The organism is Kitasatospora sp. CB02891, assembly GCF_002803145.1.
In the GTDB taxonomy this organism is placed as follows: Bacteria; Actinomycetota; Actinomycetes; order Streptomycetales; family Streptomycetaceae; genus Kitasatospora; species Kitasatospora griseola.
The window spans coordinates 455,471-474,050 of the sequence record NZ_NNBO01000002.1; the positions used below are offsets into that span (position 1 = coordinate 455,471).

General features: G+C 73.9%; 19 protein-coding genes. 14 read left to right on the forward strand and 5 right to left on the reverse strand.

Going from position 1 to position 18,580, the window contains the following annotated elements:
* Positions 1 to 8: 8 nt before the first annotated feature.
* On the reverse strand, positions 9 to 659 hold the full coding sequence (locus tag CG736_RS07455) for a response regulator transcription factor (protein ID WP_043908059.1): 651 nt from the start codon (positions 657 to 659) through the stop codon (positions 9 to 11).
* Positions 656 to 1,702, reverse strand: a complete 1,047-nt coding sequence (locus tag CG736_RS07460) for a sensor histidine kinase (protein ID WP_100585365.1) — start codon at positions 1,700 to 1,702, stop codon at positions 656 to 658. Before CG736_RS07460 ends, CG736_RS07455 begins: the two co-directional genes overlap by 4 nt.
* A gap of 273 nt (positions 1,703 to 1,975) precedes the next feature.
* Between CG736_RS07460 and CG736_RS07465 the strand changes: the two genes are divergently transcribed.
* Complete coding sequence (locus CG736_RS07465) at positions 1,976 to 2,536, forward strand: hypothetical protein (RefSeq protein ID WP_100585619.1); 561 nt, start codon at positions 1,976 to 1,978, stop codon at positions 2,534 to 2,536.
* A gap of 524 nt (positions 2,537 to 3,060) precedes the next feature.
* Here CG736_RS07465 and CG736_RS07475 read toward each other — a convergent pair.
* Together CG736_RS07475 and CG736_RS07480 are read right to left on the reverse strand one after the other, a co-directional pair.
* On the reverse strand, positions 3,061 to 4,017 hold the full coding sequence (locus CG736_RS07475; protein ID WP_100585366.1) for an SGNH/GDSL hydrolase family protein: 957 nt from the start codon (positions 4,015 to 4,017) through the stop codon (positions 3,061 to 3,063).
* Between the two features lie 101 nt (positions 4,018 to 4,118).
* Positions 4,119 to 4,358: a hypothetical protein gene (locus tag CG736_RS07480; RefSeq protein WP_157815461.1), complete on the reverse strand. Its 240-nt coding sequence runs from the start codon at positions 4,356 to 4,358 to the stop codon at positions 4,119 to 4,121.
* A gap of 266 nt (positions 4,359 to 4,624) precedes the next feature.
* Here CG736_RS07480 and CG736_RS07485 point away from each other — a divergent pair, with 266 nt between their 5' ends.
* From CG736_RS07485 to CG736_RS07540, 12 genes are all read left to right on the forward strand, one after another.
* On the forward strand, positions 4,625 to 4,981 hold the full coding sequence (locus CG736_RS07485) for a DUF1508 domain-containing protein (RefSeq protein ID WP_100585368.1): 357 nt from the start codon (positions 4,625 to 4,627) through the stop codon (positions 4,979 to 4,981).
* A complete protein-coding gene (locus CG736_RS07490; RefSeq protein WP_043908048.1) occupies positions 4,978 to 5,376 on the forward strand; it encodes a hypothetical protein in 399 nt (132 codons plus the stop codon). Before CG736_RS07485 ends, CG736_RS07490 begins: the two co-directional genes overlap by 4 nt.
* A 369-nt stretch (positions 5,377 to 5,745) precedes the next feature.
* Positions 5,746 to 6,768, forward strand: a complete 1,023-nt coding sequence (locus CG736_RS07495) for a substrate-binding domain-containing protein (RefSeq protein ID WP_100585369.1) — start codon at positions 5,746 to 5,748, stop codon at positions 6,766 to 6,768.
* Positions 6,769 to 7,027: 259 nt separating this feature from the next.
* A complete protein-coding gene (locus tag CG736_RS07500; RefSeq protein WP_100585370.1) occupies positions 7,028 to 7,612 on the forward strand; it encodes a hypothetical protein in 585 nt (194 codons plus the stop codon).
* Positions 7,613 to 7,869: 257 nt separating this feature from the next.
* Positions 7,870 to 10,398, forward strand: coding sequence for a hypothetical protein (locus CG736_RS07505; protein ID WP_157815462.1), 2,529 nt, complete (start codon positions 7,870 to 7,872; stop codon positions 10,396 to 10,398).
* Positions 10,399 to 10,499: 101 nt separating this feature from the next.
* Positions 10,500 to 11,510 carry a phosphate ABC transporter permease subunit PstC gene (gene pstC / locus CG736_RS07510; protein ID WP_100585372.1) on the forward strand — a complete coding sequence of 337 codons (1,011 nt, stop codon included), beginning with the start codon at positions 10,500 to 10,502 and terminating at the stop codon, positions 11,508 to 11,510.
* A 13-nt stretch (positions 11,511 to 11,523) separates the two neighbouring features.
* A complete protein-coding gene (pstA, locus tag CG736_RS07515; protein ID WP_100585373.1) occupies positions 11,524 to 12,744 on the forward strand; it encodes a phosphate ABC transporter permease PstA in 1,221 nt (406 codons plus the stop codon).
* A gap of 41 nt (positions 12,745 to 12,785) precedes the next feature.
* On the forward strand, positions 12,786 to 14,456 hold the full coding sequence (locus CG736_RS07520; protein WP_100585374.1) for a substrate-binding domain-containing protein: 1,671 nt from the start codon (positions 12,786 to 12,788) through the stop codon (positions 14,454 to 14,456).
* A gap of 88 nt (positions 14,457 to 14,544) precedes the next feature.
* Positions 14,545 to 15,444 (forward strand): sortase domain-bontaining protein, encoded by a 900-nt coding sequence (locus CG736_RS07525; RefSeq protein ID WP_100585375.1) that lies wholly within the window; start codon positions 14,545 to 14,547, stop codon positions 15,442 to 15,444.
* A gap of 52 nt (positions 15,445 to 15,496) precedes the next feature.
* A complete protein-coding gene (locus CG736_RS07530; protein ID WP_100585376.1) occupies positions 15,497 to 16,396 on the forward strand; it encodes a phosphate ABC transporter ATP-binding protein in 900 nt (299 codons plus the stop codon).
* A gap of 207 nt (positions 16,397 to 16,603) precedes the next feature.
* Positions 16,604 to 17,155: a YceI family protein gene (locus CG736_RS07535; protein WP_100585377.1), complete on the forward strand. Its 552-nt coding sequence runs from the start codon at positions 16,604 to 16,606 to the stop codon at positions 17,153 to 17,155.
* Positions 17,156 to 17,414: 259 nt separating this feature from the next.
* Positions 17,415 to 17,846, forward strand: a complete 432-nt coding sequence (locus CG736_RS07540; RefSeq protein WP_100585378.1) for an SsgA family sporulation/cell division regulator — start codon at positions 17,415 to 17,417, stop codon at positions 17,844 to 17,846.
* Here CG736_RS07540 and CG736_RS07545 read toward each other — a convergent pair.
* Positions 17,837 to 18,016: a hypothetical protein gene (locus tag CG736_RS07545; RefSeq protein ID WP_100585379.1), complete on the reverse strand. Its 180-nt coding sequence runs from the start codon at positions 18,014 to 18,016 to the stop codon at positions 17,837 to 17,839. The two genes, CG736_RS07540 and CG736_RS07545, sit on opposite strands and share 10 nt — an antisense overlap.
* 41 nt (positions 18,017 to 18,057) lie before the next feature.
* Here CG736_RS07545 and CG736_RS07550 point away from each other — a divergent pair, with 41 nt between their 5' ends.
* The gene (locus CG736_RS07550; RefSeq protein WP_100585380.1) at positions 18,058 to 18,438 is read left to right on the forward strand and encodes a hypothetical protein; all 381 of its coding nucleotides are present in this window, start codon (positions 18,058 to 18,060) and stop codon (positions 18,436 to 18,438) included.
* Positions 18,439 to 18,580: the final 142 nt, after the last annotated feature.

Below are 18,580 nucleotides of genomic sequence, written 5' to 3' on the forward strand. Positions count from 1 at the left end.
GCCGCCGGTTACGGCAGCCGCTGACGGTGGGTCAGCGACCAGGTGGCGATGCCGACGCGGTTGCGGGTGCCCAGCTTGCGCTGGATGTGGGCCAGGTGGTTCTTGACCGTGCCGGGGGAGAGGAACAGCTCGGCCGCGATCTCGGCGTTGGTGGCCCCGTCCGCGACCAGGGTGGCGATCTGCCGCTCGCGCGGACTGAGCGCCTCGCGCGGGGCCTGCTGGGACGGCTCCGGCGGGGCGTAGTGCCGCAGCAGACGGAGCGTCAACTGCGGGCTGATCAGGGTGTCGCCGGCCATCGCGGCGCGGATCGCCTCGGTGAGCAGTGCGGGGCTGGAACGTTTCAGCAGGAACCCGGCGGCACCGTTGGCGAGCGCCGTGTGGACGTACTCGTCGAGGTCGAAGGTGGTGACGACGACCACCCGCAGCGGGTCGGCGACGTCCGGGCCGGCCAGCTGCCGGGTGAGGTCCAGGCCGTCGAGGTGCGGCATGCGGATGTCCGCGAGGACGACGTCCGGCCGGATGCGGCGGGCGAGCCGGAGCGCGGTGAGGCCGTCGGGGGCGTCGGCGACGACCTGCATGTCCGGCTGAGCGTCGAGGATGATCCGGTACGCGGTGCGGATGTCCTCGTGGTCGTCGGCGAGCAGGATCCGGGTGGTCACGGGGTCTCCGGGAGAGGGGTCGGGGTGGGGAAGATGGCGGTGAGCTGCCAGCCGTCCGGGACGGGCCCGGCCCGGAAGGTGCCGCCGAGGGCCTCGACCCGGGCGGCCAGGCCGGCCAGGCCGTGACCGCCGCGCGGCCGGGAACGCCGGGCGGCGGCCGGGCCGTCGTTGTGCACGACCAGCTCCAACCGGTCGGCGGTGCGGGCGAGTTCGATCCGGACGGTACGGGCGGTCGGGGCGTGCCGGCGGACGTTGGTGAGCGCCTCGACGGCGATCCGGTGCACGGTGGCGGCGCACTCGCGTCCCACCGGGCCCGGGGTGAGCGCGAGTTGGACCCGCGGGCCGCCGGTGGCGGTGAACCGGGCGGCCAGGTCCGGGAGTTCGTCCAGGCCGCCGAGCGCCGCGCGACCGCCGCCGTCCTGCTGGTCGGGGGCGCGCAGCAGGTCGACGGTGCGGTCCAGTGCGGCGAGGGCATGCTGCCCGGCCTGCTCGATCCGGGCGAACAGCGCGGCCGCCCGCTCGGGCGACTGCTGGACCAGCAGCGCCCCGGCCTGCGCCTGGGCGACCATGCCACTGACGTCGTGGGCGACGAAGTCGTGCAGATCGTGGGCGAGTTCGAGCCGCTGGGCGTGCCGGGCAGCGGCCACGGCCCGCTCGCGCTGCCGGTCCAGGGCGTGCAGGTACCGGCCGGCCGTGCCGGCGGCGGCCAGCGCGAGCGCGCCGAACACCGGCAGCAGCGGATCGAAGCCGACGAAGCGCATCGGCCAGCCCAGGACCGCGAGCGCCGTCCAGAGCGCCGACCGGTACCGGCCGCGACGCACCGCGAGCACCACCAGGCCCACCAGCGCGGCGAGTTCGACCACCCCGGCCAGCCCCACCACGGGCGCCCCGCCCCGGTACGGACCGGCCCACCCGGCGGCGCAGCTCAGCGCGAGCGAGAGCCCGGCCGCGGGCCAGCCCTGCCGGGGCCGGTACAGCGCCCACCCGGCGACGGCGGCAGGGACGATCAACCCCGCCGCGTCCCAGGCGGGTTCGCCGCTCATGAGGCGGCCCCGGCAGGCGTGGGCGCAGCACCCGGACCGGATGGATTCGTGCTGGGGCGCTCCCGCGTGCGCGCGGCTACCCCCGTGTCCCCGTTCATGTGATCACCCTAGGGGCGGGTGGGGCGTGGCGGGTGTGCCGATCGGCACATTGGAGCGACGGTCGAGTGGCCGTTCGACATCTGCCGGCGGGGTGGGGCCCGGCGGCAGAGTCCTCGGCGTGGCCGGCGGTCGGACCGGCGGGAGTCGAGAAGAGGGCCTGAGATGGTGGGGAACATGGAAGCGGCGCCGCGGTGGGCCGTGCGGGCGGCGCGGGCGGCGGCGTGGTCGGTGGTGCCGTCGGGCCTGTGGCGAGTGGCACTGGGCTTCGGTCTGCCGGTGGGCTTCCACGGCGAGTTGGAGCGGATGTTCGGCCGGTGGATGCCCGGCTGGGGCACCGTGTACGTGGTGGGGCTGAGCGCGGTGGCGGAAGGGCTGGCGTTCCTGACGTTGGGTCTGGTCCGGCCGTGGGGGCGCCGGGTGCCGCGCCGGGTCCCGTCGCTCGGCGGACGGACGCTCCCCGCGTGGACGGTGCTGGTCCCGGCCGGCCTGGGGGCGCTGGCGGTGACGGCGGTGACCTGGTCGGCGGCGCTCGGCCCGTGGCAGCGGAACATGAGCGACCCGGACTCGCCGCACGGCCTCGCGGGCGCGGTGATGACGCTCTGCTACCTGCCGCTGGTGGCCTGGGGCCCGCTGCTGGCGGCGGTGACGCTGGACCACGCCCGCCGCGCCCGGGCCGGACGCCGGACGGCGCGGTGTCGCCTCGTGGAGACGGTCGGCGAGAGCGTCAGGAGCTGAGTGCGGGGCAACTGTTGAAGGGTGTCGCGGTGGTCCGCTGGGGAGACCTCCGCGAGGCGACGGGCGCACCGGCGAGCGGCATTCCCGCGCTGCTGTCCCGGATCGCGTCCGGGGGCGAGCGGACGGCGTGCGCCGCCGTGGACGAACTGGCCCACGGCGTCCGCGGGTTGGGCTTGGTGTTGGCGGAGGCGACCGCGCCCGCCGTCCCGTTCCTGCTCGAACTGGCCGCGTCCCCGGGCATGGTGTGTGCCGGCCCGCGCTCCGGGACCTGCCGGCGAACCTCTGTCGCGCAGCCCGGTGGCACTCCGCCGCCACGGGACAGACCTCGGGCCACCGGCGCCGACTCGGCCGGGAGACGGCCGCGAGGGCGGCGATCCACGCCGGCCGGCCGGTCGTCGCCTCCTCCGTGCGGCCGGAGGAGGCGGAACCTGCCCGAAGGCTGCTGCGGGCGATGGACCGGACGCCGCCGTTCCCGGGGAGCCGGAGCGCGGCACAGTAGGAGCGCGCCCGCCCGCGGCCGACGCTCAGCCGCCGAGGACGGCGTCCTCGACCAGCCGCGCCGCGTTGGCCTGGCCCTTGGCGTTGGGGTGCACGTAGGCGAGCCTCAGCGGCGAGACGCTGCTGAGCACGCCGTCCACCCAGTGGTCGGAGTCGCAGACGCTGTGGCCGGCGCTGGCGGCGTACAGGTCGACGAAGGTGTCGCCGTGGGCGGCGGTCACCTGCCGGATGACCGAGTTGAGCGGTTCCAGGGCGGCGCGGCGGGACCAGTCGAGGTCGCCGGTGGTGATGGTGTGGAACTGCTGGATGTCGCCGAACCGGCAACTGCCGGCGTTCTCGGGGACGATGTGCGGATATCCGACGGTGATCACCTTGGCGAGCGGCGCCTTGGAGTGCAGTGCGGTGAGCATCTGGTCGTACTGCCGGCGCAGGTTCTCCAACCGGCCGGGCAGGCTCGCCGCGAACTCGTCCTTGCAGGGCGTGCCGGTGTTGTTGCTGCCGTCGCCGAGCTCCGTGCACCTCTTGAGGATCTCGGCGAAGCCCAGGGTGTTGCCGCCGATCCCGACGGTCAGCAGGTTCGTGCTCGGGCCGACGGCGTCGATCTGCGGCGGGACGGGCCGGAACGGGCCGTCCGGGTCGGTGCTGCCGGGCGGCGCCGGCCGGCCGGGCGGGGTCTGCTGCGTCCGGGCGACGTCGGCGACGGTCGCGGAGCCGCAGCTGACGTTCCGCAGGGCGACCAGGGAGCGGAGCTCCCGGCGGACGATCTCCGGGTACGACTGCACAGTGCGGGCGCAGCCGTCCGGCGGGTTCTCGAAGACCTCCCCGGTCGCCGGGATCAGCCCGGAGGTGTACGAGTCGCCGAGGGCGACCCACCGGAGGGCGTCGGACCGGCCGTCCGCGTCGGCCGCGGAGGGGACGGCGAGGCCGGCGGCGAGGGCCACAGTGCCGGCGGCAACGGCCAGGCGGGACAGGGTACGTGGCACGGTCTCTCCTCGGTGAACGGACGGAGGCCGTGACGGTCGCCCCCCGGAGGAGATCGTCCGGGTGCGCCGTGGACTTGAGGGCGCAGACGAGTGAACGGCCGTCAGCGGCGGACGATGTCGCGGCAGCGCCCGCAGGACCGTCGGCCGCGCAGGGTCGGCAGGCGGCGGGGGACGAACAGGCGGCGGTAAACGGTGATGCGTGCGTCCGGGATGCCGCACAGCGTCCCGCGCGCGCCCGCCGCGTGCTCCACGCCGGGGACGCCGTCCTCCTCGCACGCGGCGAACCGCGCGGGCCCGCGCGCCGCGGTGAACGACCGGTTGTCGGCGGGGAGTTCTGTCACGCGCCCGAGCATGTCACGGCCGTCGGCGCGGTGGGCCGCCGGGTCGGGGCGCACCGACCGTCGGCGGCGCATTAACAAGGGAGAACTTCGGGGCGAACAGAGGCAGCTCAGGAGGCATTCCACTTCCGGTGGTCGTCTGTGCACACATAGCGTTCGCAGCGTGACGATGTGCGTCCGGTTCGTGAGGGATACGGACCGGACGGGCCATGCGGTGCTGCGGCCCAGGACGGGCCTCGGGCCGGCGGAGACCCGGGGGGTAGCGGGCGGTGCGCGGGGAGGGTCTGTTCACGGAGCGGGCGGCGAACGGACGGTTCCAGTGGCAGCTGAAGGCGATGAACGGGCGGGTGGTGGCGGTGTCCGCCGCCGTCTACGACTCCGCCGGGGACGCGGAGCGGGCGTTCGCCGAACTGGTCGCCCTGGGGCCGGCGTTGGTCGCCCGGATCACCCATGTGCGGGGCGGGCCGGGCTGGACCTGGGTGGTGCCCGGTGCGCGAGGCAATCCGCTGGTCAAGTCCAGCCGGGCGTACGAGCGTTACGCGACCTGCCAGAACGCGTTCCGGCGGTTCATGGCGCTGCTGGCCCGGATGGCGGAGGCCGCTCCGCTGCCCGGCGGTGCGCCGTGAGCGCGGCCGAGACGGGCCGCGGCCCGCGACTGGTGCCGGTGCGCGGCGCGGACGGGCGGGCCGGGTGGTCGCTGGTGGCCGCGAACGGGCGGCGGCTGGCCGCCGCCGTCCGCGGCTACCGCTCGGAGCAGGAACTCGCGGCGGGCGTGGCCGAGTTGCTGGCGGAGCGGGCGGCCCTGCGGTTCGTGCTGAGCCAACGCGAGGACCGGCAGTGGGCGTGGACCGCGTACCTGCCGGCCCGGAGCACCCGGGCGGGGTCGGGCGGCGGCGAGGCGGTGGCCCGCAGCGCCCGCGGCTATCTGCGGCGCGACCAGTGCCGGCAGAGCGTGACCGGCTTCCTGCAGGGCGTCGAGCACGTCCAGCGGATGCGGCGAACGGCCGGAAGCCCCTGGTGAGTCGGCGGCGCGGGAGTCCTTCCCGCGCCGCCCCCAGGTCCGGGCACGTCCGGTCGGCGCCGGCGAAGCGGAGGTGTCGGTGGTGCAGGGGTGAAGCGGAGATGGCCGAGGTGCCCCCGTGAGCACACCTGGAGAAGAACGTGACCAGGTCGGGGAGAAGGTGTGAAGGACCGTCAATCACCCCTCTGACCAGCGGAGTTCGGGTGCGGTGACGCCGCCGGAAGGCGGTGCGGGCGGGCCGGGAGAGGCTTCCGGACGGCGGTCGACGGCGGCGAGGATCACTCCGCCGGGAAGCCGCGGAGCTGCCCGGTACCGGACCCCGCCAGGACCGGTCAAGCGAGGCACGATCCCCCTCGGAGGAAGAGGACCATGCGTCACACCGCTGCCAAGGCGCTCGCGGCCGTTGCGATCACCGCCGCCCTGACCACTGTCGCCGCCGTTCCCGCCATGGCGGACCCCGCCGTGACCCCCGCCGCCAAGGACATCGTGGGCGTGGGCTCGGACACCACGCAGGCGCTGTTCAGCAAGTTCTCCACCGACTACAACGCGACCCTGCCGGCGACCGACACCACCACGCCGCGCCTGTACAGCTGGGACGCCACCGGCACCCCCAGCACCATCACCCCGAAGACCGGCGGCGCCTCGATCCCCCGCCCGAACGGCTCGGGCGCCGGCATCGGCGCGCTGAACACCACCACCAACACCACCCTGGACTTCGCCCGCTCCTCCCGCGCCGCCCAGGCCACCGACCCGTCGACCTTCGACTTCATCGCCTTCGCCAAGGACGCGGTCACCTGGTCCGCCCCGACCGGCGGCTACGCGCCGAACAACCTGACCACCGCGAACCTGGTGGACATCTACACCTGCGTCAAGACCGACTGGTCGCAGCTCGGCGGCACCGCCGGCGCCATCAAGCCGTACCTGCCGCAGACCGGTTCCGGCACCCGCTCGTTCTTCCTCCAGGCGATCGGCAACATCACCCCGGGCGCCTGCGTCACCAGCACCCCCGAGGAGAACGAGGGCACCGACCCGGTGTTCGCCAACCTGGGCAGCGTCTTCCCGTACTCCGTCGGCCACTACGTGGGCCAGCTGAACGGGCACGCCAGCGGCAGCGACGCCCCCGGCGTCCTGACCCTGCGCAACATCAACAACGTCCCGCCGCTGACCGCGACCAACACCCTGAACCCGGCGTTCGCCGGCGGCAGCTACGGCCGCGTCCTGTTCAACGTGGTCCGGGACGGCGACTACACCGCCAACACCACCCAGGGCACCGCGCTGCGCGCCATCTTCAGCCCCACCGGCTGGATCTGCGGCACCACCGGCCGCGCCGACATCGCCAGCTACGGCTTCCTGAACCTGCCGGGCACCGGCTGCGGCGCGATCATCCACTGACGCCCCGGCACCACCGCTCCACCCCGCACCACACGTCGTTCCCGCACCACACCGCCGCCCGTCCCGCAGCACCGGGGACGGGCGGCGGCCCGTAGCGGCACACCCGCCGTGCACGACGCACCTGGCACCACCAGGCGCCCGCACCACCAGCACGCCGCACCAGATGCCCGCCCGCACCACGCCACACCTGCACGACGAGAACCCCGCACGACGAGAGCCCCGCACCCCCGCACCCAGCACTCAGCTTGAAGGAGCCACGATGTCCCGCACGTTCGCCCGTGTCGCCGCCGCTGCCGCCGGCCTCGCGCTCGCCGTCACCGCCGCCTCCGCGACCAGCGCCTCGGCCGCGCCGGCCGCCGGCAACGCGGTGATCCACGAGAGCAACGCGTTCTTCCAGCAGGCCGCCCAGGCCGGCATCGTGGCCGTGCCGCTGCCCACCGCCACCGCCGGGTACGACCCCGCCAGCGGCCTGTCGGCGAGCTTCCCCGTCACCAACGGCTCCGGCAGCCTGGCCGAGTTCTGGGGGAGCATCCAGTTCGGCGGCGGCCTGCTGTTCGTGGACGCGCGCACCGGCAGCGCGGTGGCCTTCCGCCAGCTGGCGTTCTCCTCCGACACCTACCAGGTCGTCGGCGTGCCGGACGGCTCCACCGCCCCCGTCGCGCTGTTCACCCCGGCGGGCGAGACCGTGGTCACCCGGACCGGCGCCACCCAGAACCTGTCCGCCGCCTCGCTGGCCCTCGACCCGGCCGGCGCGCAGTTCCTGGACAGCAAGCTGCGCACCTCCTTCTTCACCGCGGGCCAGAGCGTCGGCACGTTCACGGTGACGTACACCCCGGCCTCCTGACCCTTCGCACCGGGCGCACCACGCGCCACACCCGCACCGCCCGACCCGCACGGTCGGGCGGTGCGCGCGTTTTCGGACCTGATGACACGTCAAATCCCTTGATTCGAGCACTAATTGGGGTCTCGTACATCTGGTGGACAGCATCCGGTCAGACGCCACTGGCCGAATATCGTCGGAGCCGTCGAACGCCGCCGCTCCGCTCCCTGTCACCCGTGCGTGCCTGCTCCGGCGCGCCCGTCGCCGGAGGTGCTGTGCCCATGAGAGTCCGCCCGTCAGGGCCGAGAATCGGATCACGACCGCTGCAGGCCTGGCTGGCGGCCGTCCTGACGTGGACGCTGGGCGCCGCCGCGGTGCTGCTGCCGCTCGGCGGGACCGGCGTCCAGCAGGCGCAGGCCGCCGCCGGCACGACCGTGCCCGGCCCCAACCGCTGGGACCCGTTCACCTGGACCAGCGGCCCGCCCGGCTCCGTCACCGTGACGCCGACCAGCGGCCTCGGCAACCAGGTGCTGCACGTGACGTGGAGCGGTTTCACGCCGACCGTGGACGCCGACTTCCAGCCCGTCCCGGTGGTGCTCAACCCGCACGGCAGCTCGGGCTTCGACAAGGTCGCCCGCTACCCGGTGCGGATCTACCAGTGCAAGGGCGAGCAGCCGCAGATCACCGACTGCTACGGCTCCAGCCTGTACGGCGCGGACCCGGCCAAGGGTTTCCTGCAGGACTTCCCGAAGCCCGGCACCACCACGCCCGAGTTCCCGTCCAACATGGTGATCGCCGCGACCCGCCCGGACGGCACCGGGGAGGCGGACATCGAGGTGTGGACCGCGCAGCAGAGCCAGACCCTGGGCTGCGACCCCACGCACAAGTGCTCGCTGGTCATCGAGGCGAACTACGGCGGCGACTCGGTCGGCGCCTACCAGTTCCCGGCCGGCGAGATCAACTGCGACGACCACTCGCCCGACTCCGACGGCCTGTTCAACACCGCCAGCGACAACGTGGTGGCGGTGGAGAACACCGGCGGAAAGCGCTACGCGAGCGGTGAGGCCTGCGCCTGGAAGAACCACGTCGTGGTGCCGCTGAGCTTCGGCCCCACCCCGGCGGCCTGCACCGCCCGGAACTCCGACTTCTCCGCGATCGGCCTGGAGATGGCCGACCGCGCCGTCCAGCAGTGGCGGACCGGCCTGTGCCAGGACGGCAGCCCGCTGACCGTGCAGTACACCTCCGGCGGCGGCGAGCCGCAGGCCCGCGGGTCCTTCCTGCGCCGCTCCGGCGGCGACATCGCGCTCACCGCGATCCCCGACCGCAACCCGCCGACCCGCCCGTACGTGTACGCGCCGCTGGCGACCAGCGCGATCTCGGTGGTCTACCTGGTCGACGACGGCGTCAGTCGCCGGCAGATCCGCACCCTGCGGCTCAACCAGCGGCTGCTGGCCAAGATGCTGACCCAGAGCTACCGGCTCGACGCCGGCGACGACACCGACAGCGTCAAGGGCAACCCGATCTGCCTGTTCGCCGACCCCGAGTTCCTGAAGCTCAACCCCACCGGCGACAACGGCCCGAACTGGCCCGGCTGCCTGGCCGGCGGCAGCTTCGCCGCCACCGCCCCGATCGTGGTCGGCGGCACCACCGACCTGGTCACCCGGCTGACCACCTGGATCGCCGCCGACCCCGACGCCGCCCAGTTCCTGCAGGGCGCCGCCGACCCGTGGGGCATGCACCTGGACACCAAGTACCTGCGCTCCAGCTACCCCGGCTTCCCGGCCGACGCGTTCCAGCCGCAGGACTTCAGCGGCCCGAAGAACTGGAAGCAGTACGAGTGGAACCCGGTGCTCGGCGGCCTCGGCCAGGTGCTGCGGATGGCCCTGGAGGTCCGGCCGTCCTGCCTGAGCCCCGACGAGATCCAGGGCCAGCACGCCAAGTGCCGCAGCCAGGACAACGGCCAGCGGGCCCTGTTCGCCGTCATGGACGCCGGCCAGGCCCAGGCGATGAGCCTGCCCGAGGCCGAACTCCCCAACCCCGCGGGCGCCTTCACCACCCCGACGATCGGCTCCATGCAGGCCGCGGCCGCCGACATGCCGCTCGACGCCGTCACCGGCACCCAGCAACTTCCTTACGGTGACGCCGAATCGGCGTACGCCAAGGACAGCAGGGCGTACCCGCTGACCATGGTCCAGTACGCCATGCTGCCCACCCAGGGCGTCTCCGCGGACAAGGCGGCCGCGATCGCCCGCTTCGTGCGCACCGCCACCGACCCCGCGCAGGGCCAGATCTACGGCCGTCAGCCCGGCCAACTCGCCGTAGGGTTCGCAGGCCTGACGAACAGTCAGGTCGCCGCGGCGAAGGCCGCGGCCGGCCACGTCGCCGCCCAGGACGGCGCACTGCCCGGCAACCAGACCGCACCCGGCAACGGGAACGGCCCCGCAGCCGGCGGCGAGGGCCAGGGCAGCGGCACCGGAACCGGCGCAGGCGCCAACTCCGGTACCGACAACGGCTCCTACACCAGCGCCGACACGCCCGCCGGGGCCGGCCTCCCGGGCGCCACCGGCCCCAGCGCCGGCGCCAAGGCCAGTGCCGGGGCGTCGCCCCGGCTCGGCGCCGCGGCCGCCGGCCAGGCCGCCGCCGACCGGGCCGGCCTGGCCCGGCTGATGCTGCCCGTGGTGCTCGCCACCGGCGCCGTGCTGCTGGTCGGCGGACCCGCCGCGCTGCTGCTGGGCGGCACCCCCGCCGGCGCCGCACTGCGTCGCGGGACCGGCCGGATCCGCGCCCGCCTGTTCGGCCGCAACGGCTGACCCGCCCCGCCGGGCGGGCGCCCCGCGCGCCCGCCCGGCCCACCGGGGGCCACCCCCGCCGTCCCACCCCACGAACCCTCACCGCGCGGAGAGTTGACACCATGACCGCCGCCGTCCAGCCGACGGAGTACCGCGTTCCACCGCCCGAAGCCGACCGTCCCCGCCCGATCAGCGCCCCCGCCTCGCCCGCCGACCGGGCCTTCCGCGGGCTGCTGCGTGCCGCCGGCCTGTCCGTGTTCGCCCTGATGGGCCTGATCGCGTTCTTCCTGCTGCTGCGCGGCACCGAGGCGCTGGACGCCGTCGGCTGGTCGTTCCTCACCGAGCAGCGCTGGCGCACCGCCGCGCACTCCTTCGGCATCGCCGCGGTGCTGCCCGACGGCATCCTGATCGCCGTCATCGCGCTGTGCATCGCGGTGCCGGTCGCGCTCACCGCCGCCCTGTTCATCTCCGAGTACGCGCCGGTCCGGCTGCGGCCGACGCTGATCTCGCTGGTCGACCTGATGGCGGCCATCCCCAGCATCGTCTACGGCCTGTGGGGCCTGTTCTTCCTGCAGCCGCGGATCGTCGGCCTCTGCCGCTGGCTGGCCGTCCACCTCGGCGGCGCACTGCCGTTCCTGGAGGTGCGCACCGGCGACATCGCCACCTCCTACACCTCGTCCACGTTCATCGCCGGCACCGTGGTCTCCCTGATGATCATCCCGATCATCGCCTCGCTCAGCCGCGAGGTGTTCTCGCAGGCCCCCGCCGGCGAACGCGAGGGCGCGTACGCGCTCGGCTCCACCCGCTGGGGCATGGTCCGCACCGTGGTGCTGCCGTTCGGGCGCGGCGGCGTGGTCGGCGCCGTGATGCTCGGCTTCGGCCGGGCGATGGGCGAGACCATCGCCGTCGCGCTGATCATCTCGCCGGTGTTCCGGGTCTCCTGGCACGTGCTGGAGAACGGCGGCAACTCGATCTCCTCACTGATCGCGCTGCGCTTCAGCGAGTCCGACAGCCTCTCGCTGTCCGCGCTGATGGCCGCCGGGCTGGTGCTCTTCGCCCTCACCCTGCTGGTCAACGTGGCCGCCGGGTTCATCATCAGCCGGTCCCGGTCCGGCGCCACCACCTCGGACTGACCGGAGGCCACCGATGTCCGCACCCGTCACCACCCGCAGCGTCCCCGACGCCCCGTCGACCGCCGACGCCCCGCCCGCTCCCGAACAGCAGCGGATCCGCCTCGGCGGCGTCACCCGCGAGGAGGTCCTCACCCTGGCCGGCGCCGGCGCGGGCTCGCTCGCCCTCGACTGGCTGCTGTACGAACGCATCCTGCCGTTCAGCGGCGCGTTCGGCTTCCTGCTCTGCTGGTACCTGCTGTTCCTCGTCCTCTACACGATCGCCGGCCGCCTCCAGTGGGACGCCCTGACGGTCCGCGAGCGACTGGCGACCGCGCTCGCCTGGAGCTCCGGCCTGCTGGTGCTCGGCGTCATCGCCGACCAGATCGGCTACGTGCTGATCCGCGGCCTGGACGCCGCCCGGCACCTGAACTTCTTCACCGAATCCATGCGCAGCACCGCCGCGCTCTCCCCGATCACCTCCGGCGGCTGCCTGCACGCCGTGGTCGGCTCGCTCGAACAACTCGGCATGGCCACCCTGTTCTCGGTGCCGCTGGGCATCCTCACCGCCGTCTTCCTGGTCGAGGCCGGAAACACCCGGCGCGGCGCCCGCCTGGTCAAGCCCGTCCGGGTCCTGGTCGAGGCGATGACCGCGCTGCCGTCGATCGTCGCCGGACTGTTCGTCCTCGGCGTGGTCATCCTCACCCTCGGCGTCGAGAAGAGCGGCTTCGCGGCCTCCCTCGCGCTCACCGTGATGATGATGCCGATCGTCACCCGCGCCGCCGAGGTCGTGGTCCGGCTGGTCCCCGGCACCCTCAAAGAGGCGTCCTACGCGCTCGGCGCCAGCCAGTGGCGCACCGTGTGGCACGTCGTGCTGCCCACCGCCCGGCCCGGCCTGACCACCGCCGTGGTGCTCGGCATGGCCCGCGGCGTCGGCGAGACCTCCCCGGTGCTGCTCACCGCCGGATTCACCGCCCGGCTCAACCTGGACGCCTTCCACGGCAACCAGGCCAGCCTGCCGCTGTTCATCTGGAACTACGTCAAGCAGCCCTACCCCGACATGGTGGCCCGGGCGTTCGCCGGCGGACTCACCCTGATGGCGGTGGTGCTGATCCTGTTCGTCACCGCCCGCGTCCTCGGCCGCCACCGCGCCCCCGGCGACCGGCGCACCCGCCGCCCGCTGCGCCGGGCCCGCACCGCGGCCGCTGCGCCGACTGCCGCCCTCGTCGCCAACTCCAAGGCCCGGGCGGCGAACTGATGAACCTTCAATTCCTCGGTACGAGAAGGAAGACCGGTCCCGTGCGACTCCGTCACCTGACGTCGGCACTGCTCGCCGTCGCGCTCGCCCTGCCCGCCGTGCTGCTCGGCGCGACACCCGCGCAAGCCTCCACCTCGCTCAAGGCCGACGGCTCCAGCTGGGCCGGGCCGGCCATCGACCAGTGGCGGCACGACGTCCAACCGATGGGCATCGAGATCGACTTCAGTCCGATCGGCTCGGCCGCCGGCCGCGTCCAGTGGTCGATCGGCCAGGACGACTTCACCGCCTCCGACGTGCCGTTCCGCTCGAAGGCCGACAGCGGCGTCGGCGGCGGCCGGGCCAACACCGGCCAGGGCCAGGCGGAGAACCCGGTGTACGGCTACTCGTACGTGCCGATCACCGCCGGCGGCACCGCGCTGATGTACCACCTGGAGGTCGGCGGCAAGAGGGTCACCGACCTGCGGCTGTCCCCGGACACCATCGTCGGCATCTTCACCAACAAGATCACCTCCTGGGACGACCCGAAGATCACCGCCGACTACGGGCGGGCGCTGCCGAAGATCCCGATCACGCCGGTGGTCCGTTCCGACGGCTCCGGCGCCAGCGCCCAGTTCACCCGTTGGATGGAGCACACCCACAAGGCCGAGTGGGACGCCTACTGCACCCAGGTCAACGGCGTCAGCTGCGGCGACTACACCGAGTTCTACCCCGCCGCGGGCCGGATGACCGCGCAGAACGGCTCCGACGTGGTGGCGGGCTACATCCAGTCGCCGACCGGCATCGGCGCGATCGGCTACGACGAGTACGCGTTCGCCAAGCGCAGCGGCTGGCCCGTCGTCAAGGTGCTCAACCCGGCCGGCTACTACACCCTGCCGAGCGCCTCGAACGTCGCGGTCGCGCTGACCGCCGCGAAGATCCGCGGCGTGGACGACAACACCTCCGCCAACGACCCGGACTACCTGCAGCAGAACCTCGACGGCGTCTACACCAACAACGACCCGCGCTCCTACCCGATCTCGTCCTACAGCTACCTGATCGTGCCGCGGGCCGGCTCCGGCCTCCCGGTGACGCCGAAGTTCACCAACGACAAGGGCAGCGCGCTCAGCCGCTACCTCGCCTACGTGCTGTGCGCCGGCCAGGCCGAGGCCGACGACCTCGGCTACTCGCCGATCCCGCGCAACCTGGTGCGCGGCGGACTGCTCCAGACCCAGCACATCCCCGGCAACGCCAGCCCCGTCGACCCGAACAGCCTCAACAACTGCCCCAACCCGACGTTCGACCCGTCCGGTGTGCTGACCGTGCTGAAGAACGCGCCGCAGCCCAGCCCGTGCGACAAGAAGGGCAGCCCGCTGGACTGCACCGTTCAGAACGGCCAGGCCGTGAAGGCCGGCAACGGCGGCAACTCCGCCGGCAACAAGGGCGGTTCGGACAGCGGCGGCACCGGCAACGGCGGCGGGACGGGCGGGGCCGGGACGACCGGCGACGCCGGACCGCAGGCCGTCGACCCGCAGACCGGTGAACTCGTCGCCGACTCCGGCACCGGCGGCGGAGCGGGCGGCAACGCGCCCGGCACGGTGGTCGCGCTCGGCGGCCGCCCGCAGGACTGGCTGCTGTCCACCCTCACCGCGCTCGAACTGCTCGGCGTGGTCACCGTCCCGCCGCTGCTCGCCGCCTGGTGGCGCCGCCGCAACGCCCCGGCGGGGCCCCGATGAACGACCGTCGGCACCTCTCGACCTGCCCGTGGACAGCACGAGTTCGACCGCCGGCAGGCACAGCCGGCAGCGCACCCGAGGAGACCGGATGACCGCGACCGCCCTGGAGCGGCCCACCTCGGCCCCGGCCGGGGCCGCCACCGCCCCCGGAGTTGCCCCCGCACCGGCGGGCGGTCCCGCCCGGCGCCGACTGGCCGCCGTCGCCTGGTCGGTGACGCTCGCCGCGGTGCTGCTGCTCGGCTTCGTCGGCTACCTGTTCGCCCTCTCCGGGCTGCAGGAGGCGCGCCACCAGTCCACCGCGTACGCCACCCTGCGCGACCAGCTCGGCAAGGCCACCGCGCCGACCGGCCCGACCACCGACGGCGCGCCGCTCGCCGTGCTGGACATTCCCGCGCTCGGCCTCCACCAGGCGGTGGTGGTCGAGGGCACCGGCGGCCGCGACCTGATGCGCGGCCCCGGCCACCGCCGCGACACCGTGCTGCCCGGACAGCCGGGCGTGGCCGTGCTGTTCGGCCGCTCCACCGCGTTCGGCGCACCGTTCGCCGGCCTCGCCGGGCTGCGGGACGGCGACGGCATCGACATCACCACCGGCCAGGGCAGCTTCCACTACACCGTCAACACCTCCGGCGACGGCGACCACCCGATCACCGACACCGCGCCCAACCGGCTGGTGCTGGTCACCGGGGACTCCGACTGGATCCCCACCAGCACCGTGCTGATCGGCGCCCGGCTCGACGGCGACCCGCAGCCGCTCGGCGCCCGCCGCCCCGCCGCCGCGCCCACCGACAAGGCACTGGCCGCCGACAAGGGCGCCCTGTCCGCACTGCAACTCTGGTCGCTGGCTCTGCTGTCGGCCGTCGTCGGCGCGGGCGTCGCGGCACGCCACTGGCGTCGCGGCGCGAGCTACCTGTGCTTCGCGCCGGTGGTCGCCGCGCTGCTCTGGGCGGTGTACGAGAACGCCGCCGCCCTGCTGCCCAACGTCTACTGACCCGCTCTGCTCCTTCCGCACTTCCCGCTCGCCGGAGAGGACCCGCCCGACGATGACCGACACCGCACAACCCCCGTACCCCGCCGCCGCGTTCGACAAGGGCCCGGTCGGCTCGCCGCCGGTCGATCCGCCGACCGTTCCGCTGCCGGCGGTGCCCGCCGACGGGCCGTCGGGGCCGCTGTCCGGCCTGGAGACCCGCGACCTGACCGCCTGGTTCGGGCAGCGCAAGGTGCTGGAGCGCGTCTCGCTGCAGATGCGGGCCGGCGAGATCACCGCGCTGATCGGCCCGTCCGGCTGCGGCAAGTCCACCTACCTGCGGATCCTCAACCGGATGCACGAGATGGTGCGCGGCGCGGCGCTGGCCGGCGAGGTGCTGCTCGACGGCGAGGACGTGTACGCGACCGGCCGCCGCCCCGCCGAGGTCCGGCGGCGGATCGGCATGGTGTTCCAGCGGCCCAACCCGTTCCCCGCGATGTCGCTGTACGACAATGTGATCAGCGGGCTGAAGCTGGCCGGCATCAAGGCGAGCCGCGACGAACGCGACCACCTGGTGGAGTCCAGCCTGCGTCAGGCCGGCCTGTGGACCGAAGTCAGCAACCGCCTCGGCACCCCCGGCGGCGCACTCTCCGGCGGCCAGCAGCAGCGCCTGTGCATCGCCCGCTCGCTGGCGGTCTCCCCGGACATCCTGCTGATGGACGAGCCCTGCTCGGCGCTCGATCCGACCTCCACCCGCCGCATCGAGGAGACCATCGCCGAACTGCGCCACCGCCTGACCATCGTCATCGTCACCCACAACATGCAGCAGGCGCAGCGGGTTTCGCAGTCCTGCGCGTTCTTCCTCGCCTCCCACGACACCCCCGGCCGGATCGTCGAGGCGGGCCCCACCGAGCGACTGTTCACCGACCCGGCGGACCCGCGCACCGCGGACTACGTCAACGGCCGTTTCGGCTGAGCGTCGCGGCTCCGGGGAGTGCGGCTGCGGGTCCGACCCGGGTGACGGTGTGTCACATTCGGGTCGGACCGCGGGAAGCGCCTAGCGTGGACGGGTGCGAGCGGGGCGAGCGGCCTCCGGTGCACCCGCCGGAGCCACCTCGCCACGCCGTCATGCCGTTTCGCCGTCACGTCGTCATGCCGTCACGTCACGAGGAGAGCGCCGACCATGTCCGCCAGCCTGACCGAGCTCACCGGGGACTACGTCCTCGACCCCACGCACACCCGGATCGGCTTCGTCGCCCGCCACGCCATGGTCACCAAGGTCCGCGGCGCCTTCCACCAGTTCGAGGGCACCGCGCACCTGGACGGCGCCGACCCGTCGCGCTCCACCGGACAGGTGGTCATCAAGGCCGAGAGCATCGACACCGGCGTCGAGCAGCGCGACCAGCACCTGCGCACCAACGACTTCCTGGACGCCCCGAACTTCCCCGACATCACCTTCCGCGCCACCGCCGTCGAGAAGCGCTCCGACAGCGACTACCGGGTCACCGGTGACCTCACCATCAAGGACACCACCCGCCCCGTCGCCATCGACTTCGAGTACACCGGCAACGCGGTCGACCCGTACGGCAACCTGCGGGTCGGCCTGGAGGGCTCGGTGACCATCAGCCGCAAGGACTACGGCGTCACCTGGAACGCCGCGCTGGAGGGCGGCGGCGTGCTGGTCGGCGACAAGGTGGTGCTGGAGTTCGACGTCTCCGCCATCAAGCAGGCCTGACTGGTCGTCAGGTCTTCAGCGGCGCGATTCCGCGGTCCGACCGGGTGTCCGGGCGGGCCGCGCGCGCACGCGGTTCGAGGGCCTCCGCCCGCGCCCGGCGCCGCTCCGTCACGGGGCCTCCCGGCGCGAGGCGCCGCCCGGACGTTCGGTCGTCCCGCCCTGGCCGTACCATGTGGGCCCGCCCGTCCGGGCTTCGGACGCATGCAACACCCCACCCGGGGAAGGCGGTTGCGGACATCGGAACCAGGAGACCCGCCTGATGCGCACGTGCGTCGAACGCCACCTGCCCGTCCACGTGTTCGGCCCGACCGGGGGACGGCGCGCCATGGTCCTCGGCTACCACCCGGGCGACCCGTACGCCGTCCGGCTCACCTTCCCCGACGGCGCCCCCGACGGCGGCGTGACCTGGCTGATCGCCCGCGACCTCCTCGCCGCCGGCCTGACCGGCCCCGCCGGCAACGGCGCCGTCCGGATCCGCCCCTGGCCCAACGGCCGCCTCCGCCTGGCCTTCCGCGGCGCCGACGGCGCCCGGGCCACCGTCCTCGCCCCCACCGCCCTCCTCGCGGAATTCCTCTCCGCCACCCACACCCTCGTCCCCCCGGGCGCCGAGCCCGCCCACCAGCCCGCCCCCACCGACCCGTCCACCCTCTTCCCGGGCCCGCACCCGCCCCTGACGACCGATCACCCGTGACGCAGGCGCTGCCCGACCGGGTCGGCGCCACGCGCGGCTCCACCCCCGCGCAGCACGGCTCGACGCATTCCCGCCAGGCTGCCGCGCACCACCGGGTCCGAGGCGACCCGGCCGATCGCCGCCCGCAGCGCTTCGGCGCCCACCGCGCCGGTGTCCAGCCGCTCGCCCATGATGTCGACCTGCCGAAGTCCCGCCCAGGAGGCCGCTGACCATGATCGCCGTGCAACGCCCCGACTACCAGGACCTGTTGGCCGAGGCCCGCCGCCGGCTGGCCGCGGGAACCGACGTCGAGGCGCTCCTGGAATGGTTCAAGGAGCTCGGCTTCCGCCAGGGGGACTGCATCTTCGCGGTGGTCCACCTGGAGCTCGTCCCCCGGTCGGAGGCCAAGCGCCTGGTGCACTACAGCCGGGCCTGGAGCGCCACCCGCAAGCAGAGCGAGGAACTGCACGAAGCCCTGCTCCGGGAGCTGGCCGACGACCCCGACCTGGATGTCCGCATCGACCTCGACGGAAAGCGCTGGACGGTGACCATCCCTCTCCCCGACCCGGCCGCCACCGACTCCGGATCGCCCACGGCCGCACCGCAACTCTGAGGCGGGGAGCGGCGGATGACCGTCGCAGGGCCTCGGCGGTCGTCACTTGCCGACTGCGACGGTTATCAGCACGGCCACCACGAGGAAGCCGACACCGCTGGCGAGGACGACCCCGACCATGGCCAGTGCCTTGACCGGGGTG

Excerpts from the sequence above, each read along its gene's own strand:
- CG736_RS07460 (WP_100585365.1), bottom strand. The coding sequence starts at position 1,702 with ATGAGCGGCGAACCCGCCTGGGACGCGGCGGGGTTGATCGTCCCTGCC.
- CG736_RS07465 (WP_100585619.1), top strand. The coding sequence starts at position 1,976 with ATGGAAGCGGCGCCGCGGTGGGCCGTGCGGGCGGCGCGGGCGGCGGCG.
- CG736_RS07495 (WP_100585369.1), top strand. The coding sequence starts at position 5,746 with ATGCGTCACACCGCTGCCAAGGCGCTCGCGGCCGTTGCGATCACCGCC.
- CG736_RS07500 (WP_100585370.1), top strand. The coding sequence starts at position 7,028 with ATGTCCCGCACGTTCGCCCGTGTCGCCGCCGCTGCCGCCGGCCTCGCG.
- CG736_RS07505 (WP_157815462.1), top strand. The coding sequence starts at position 7,870 with ATGAGAGTCCGCCCGTCAGGGCCGAGAATCGGATCACGACCGCTGCAG.
- pstC (WP_100585372.1), top strand. The coding sequence starts at position 10,500 with ATGACCGCCGCCGTCCAGCCGACGGAGTACCGCGTTCCACCGCCCGAA.
- pstA (WP_100585373.1), top strand. The coding sequence starts at position 11,524 with ATGTCCGCACCCGTCACCACCCGCAGCGTCCCCGACGCCCCGTCGACC.
- CG736_RS07525 (WP_100585375.1), top strand. The coding sequence starts at position 14,545 with ATGACCGCGACCGCCCTGGAGCGGCCCACCTCGGCCCCGGCCGGGGCC.
- CG736_RS07530 (WP_100585376.1), top strand. The coding sequence starts at position 15,497 with ATGACCGACACCGCACAACCCCCGTACCCCGCCGCCGCGTTCGACAAG.
- CG736_RS07535 (WP_100585377.1), top strand. The coding sequence starts at position 16,604 with ATGTCCGCCAGCCTGACCGAGCTCACCGGGGACTACGTCCTCGACCCC.
- CG736_RS07540 (WP_100585378.1), top strand. The coding sequence starts at position 17,415 with ATGCGCACGTGCGTCGAACGCCACCTGCCCGTCCACGTGTTCGGCCCG.
- CG736_RS07545 (WP_100585379.1), bottom strand. The coding sequence starts at position 18,016 with ATGGGCGAGCGGCTGGACACCGGCGCGGTGGGCGCCGAAGCGCTGCGG.
- CG736_RS07550 (WP_100585380.1), top strand. The coding sequence starts at position 18,058 with ATGATCGCCGTGCAACGCCCCGACTACCAGGACCTGTTGGCCGAGGCC.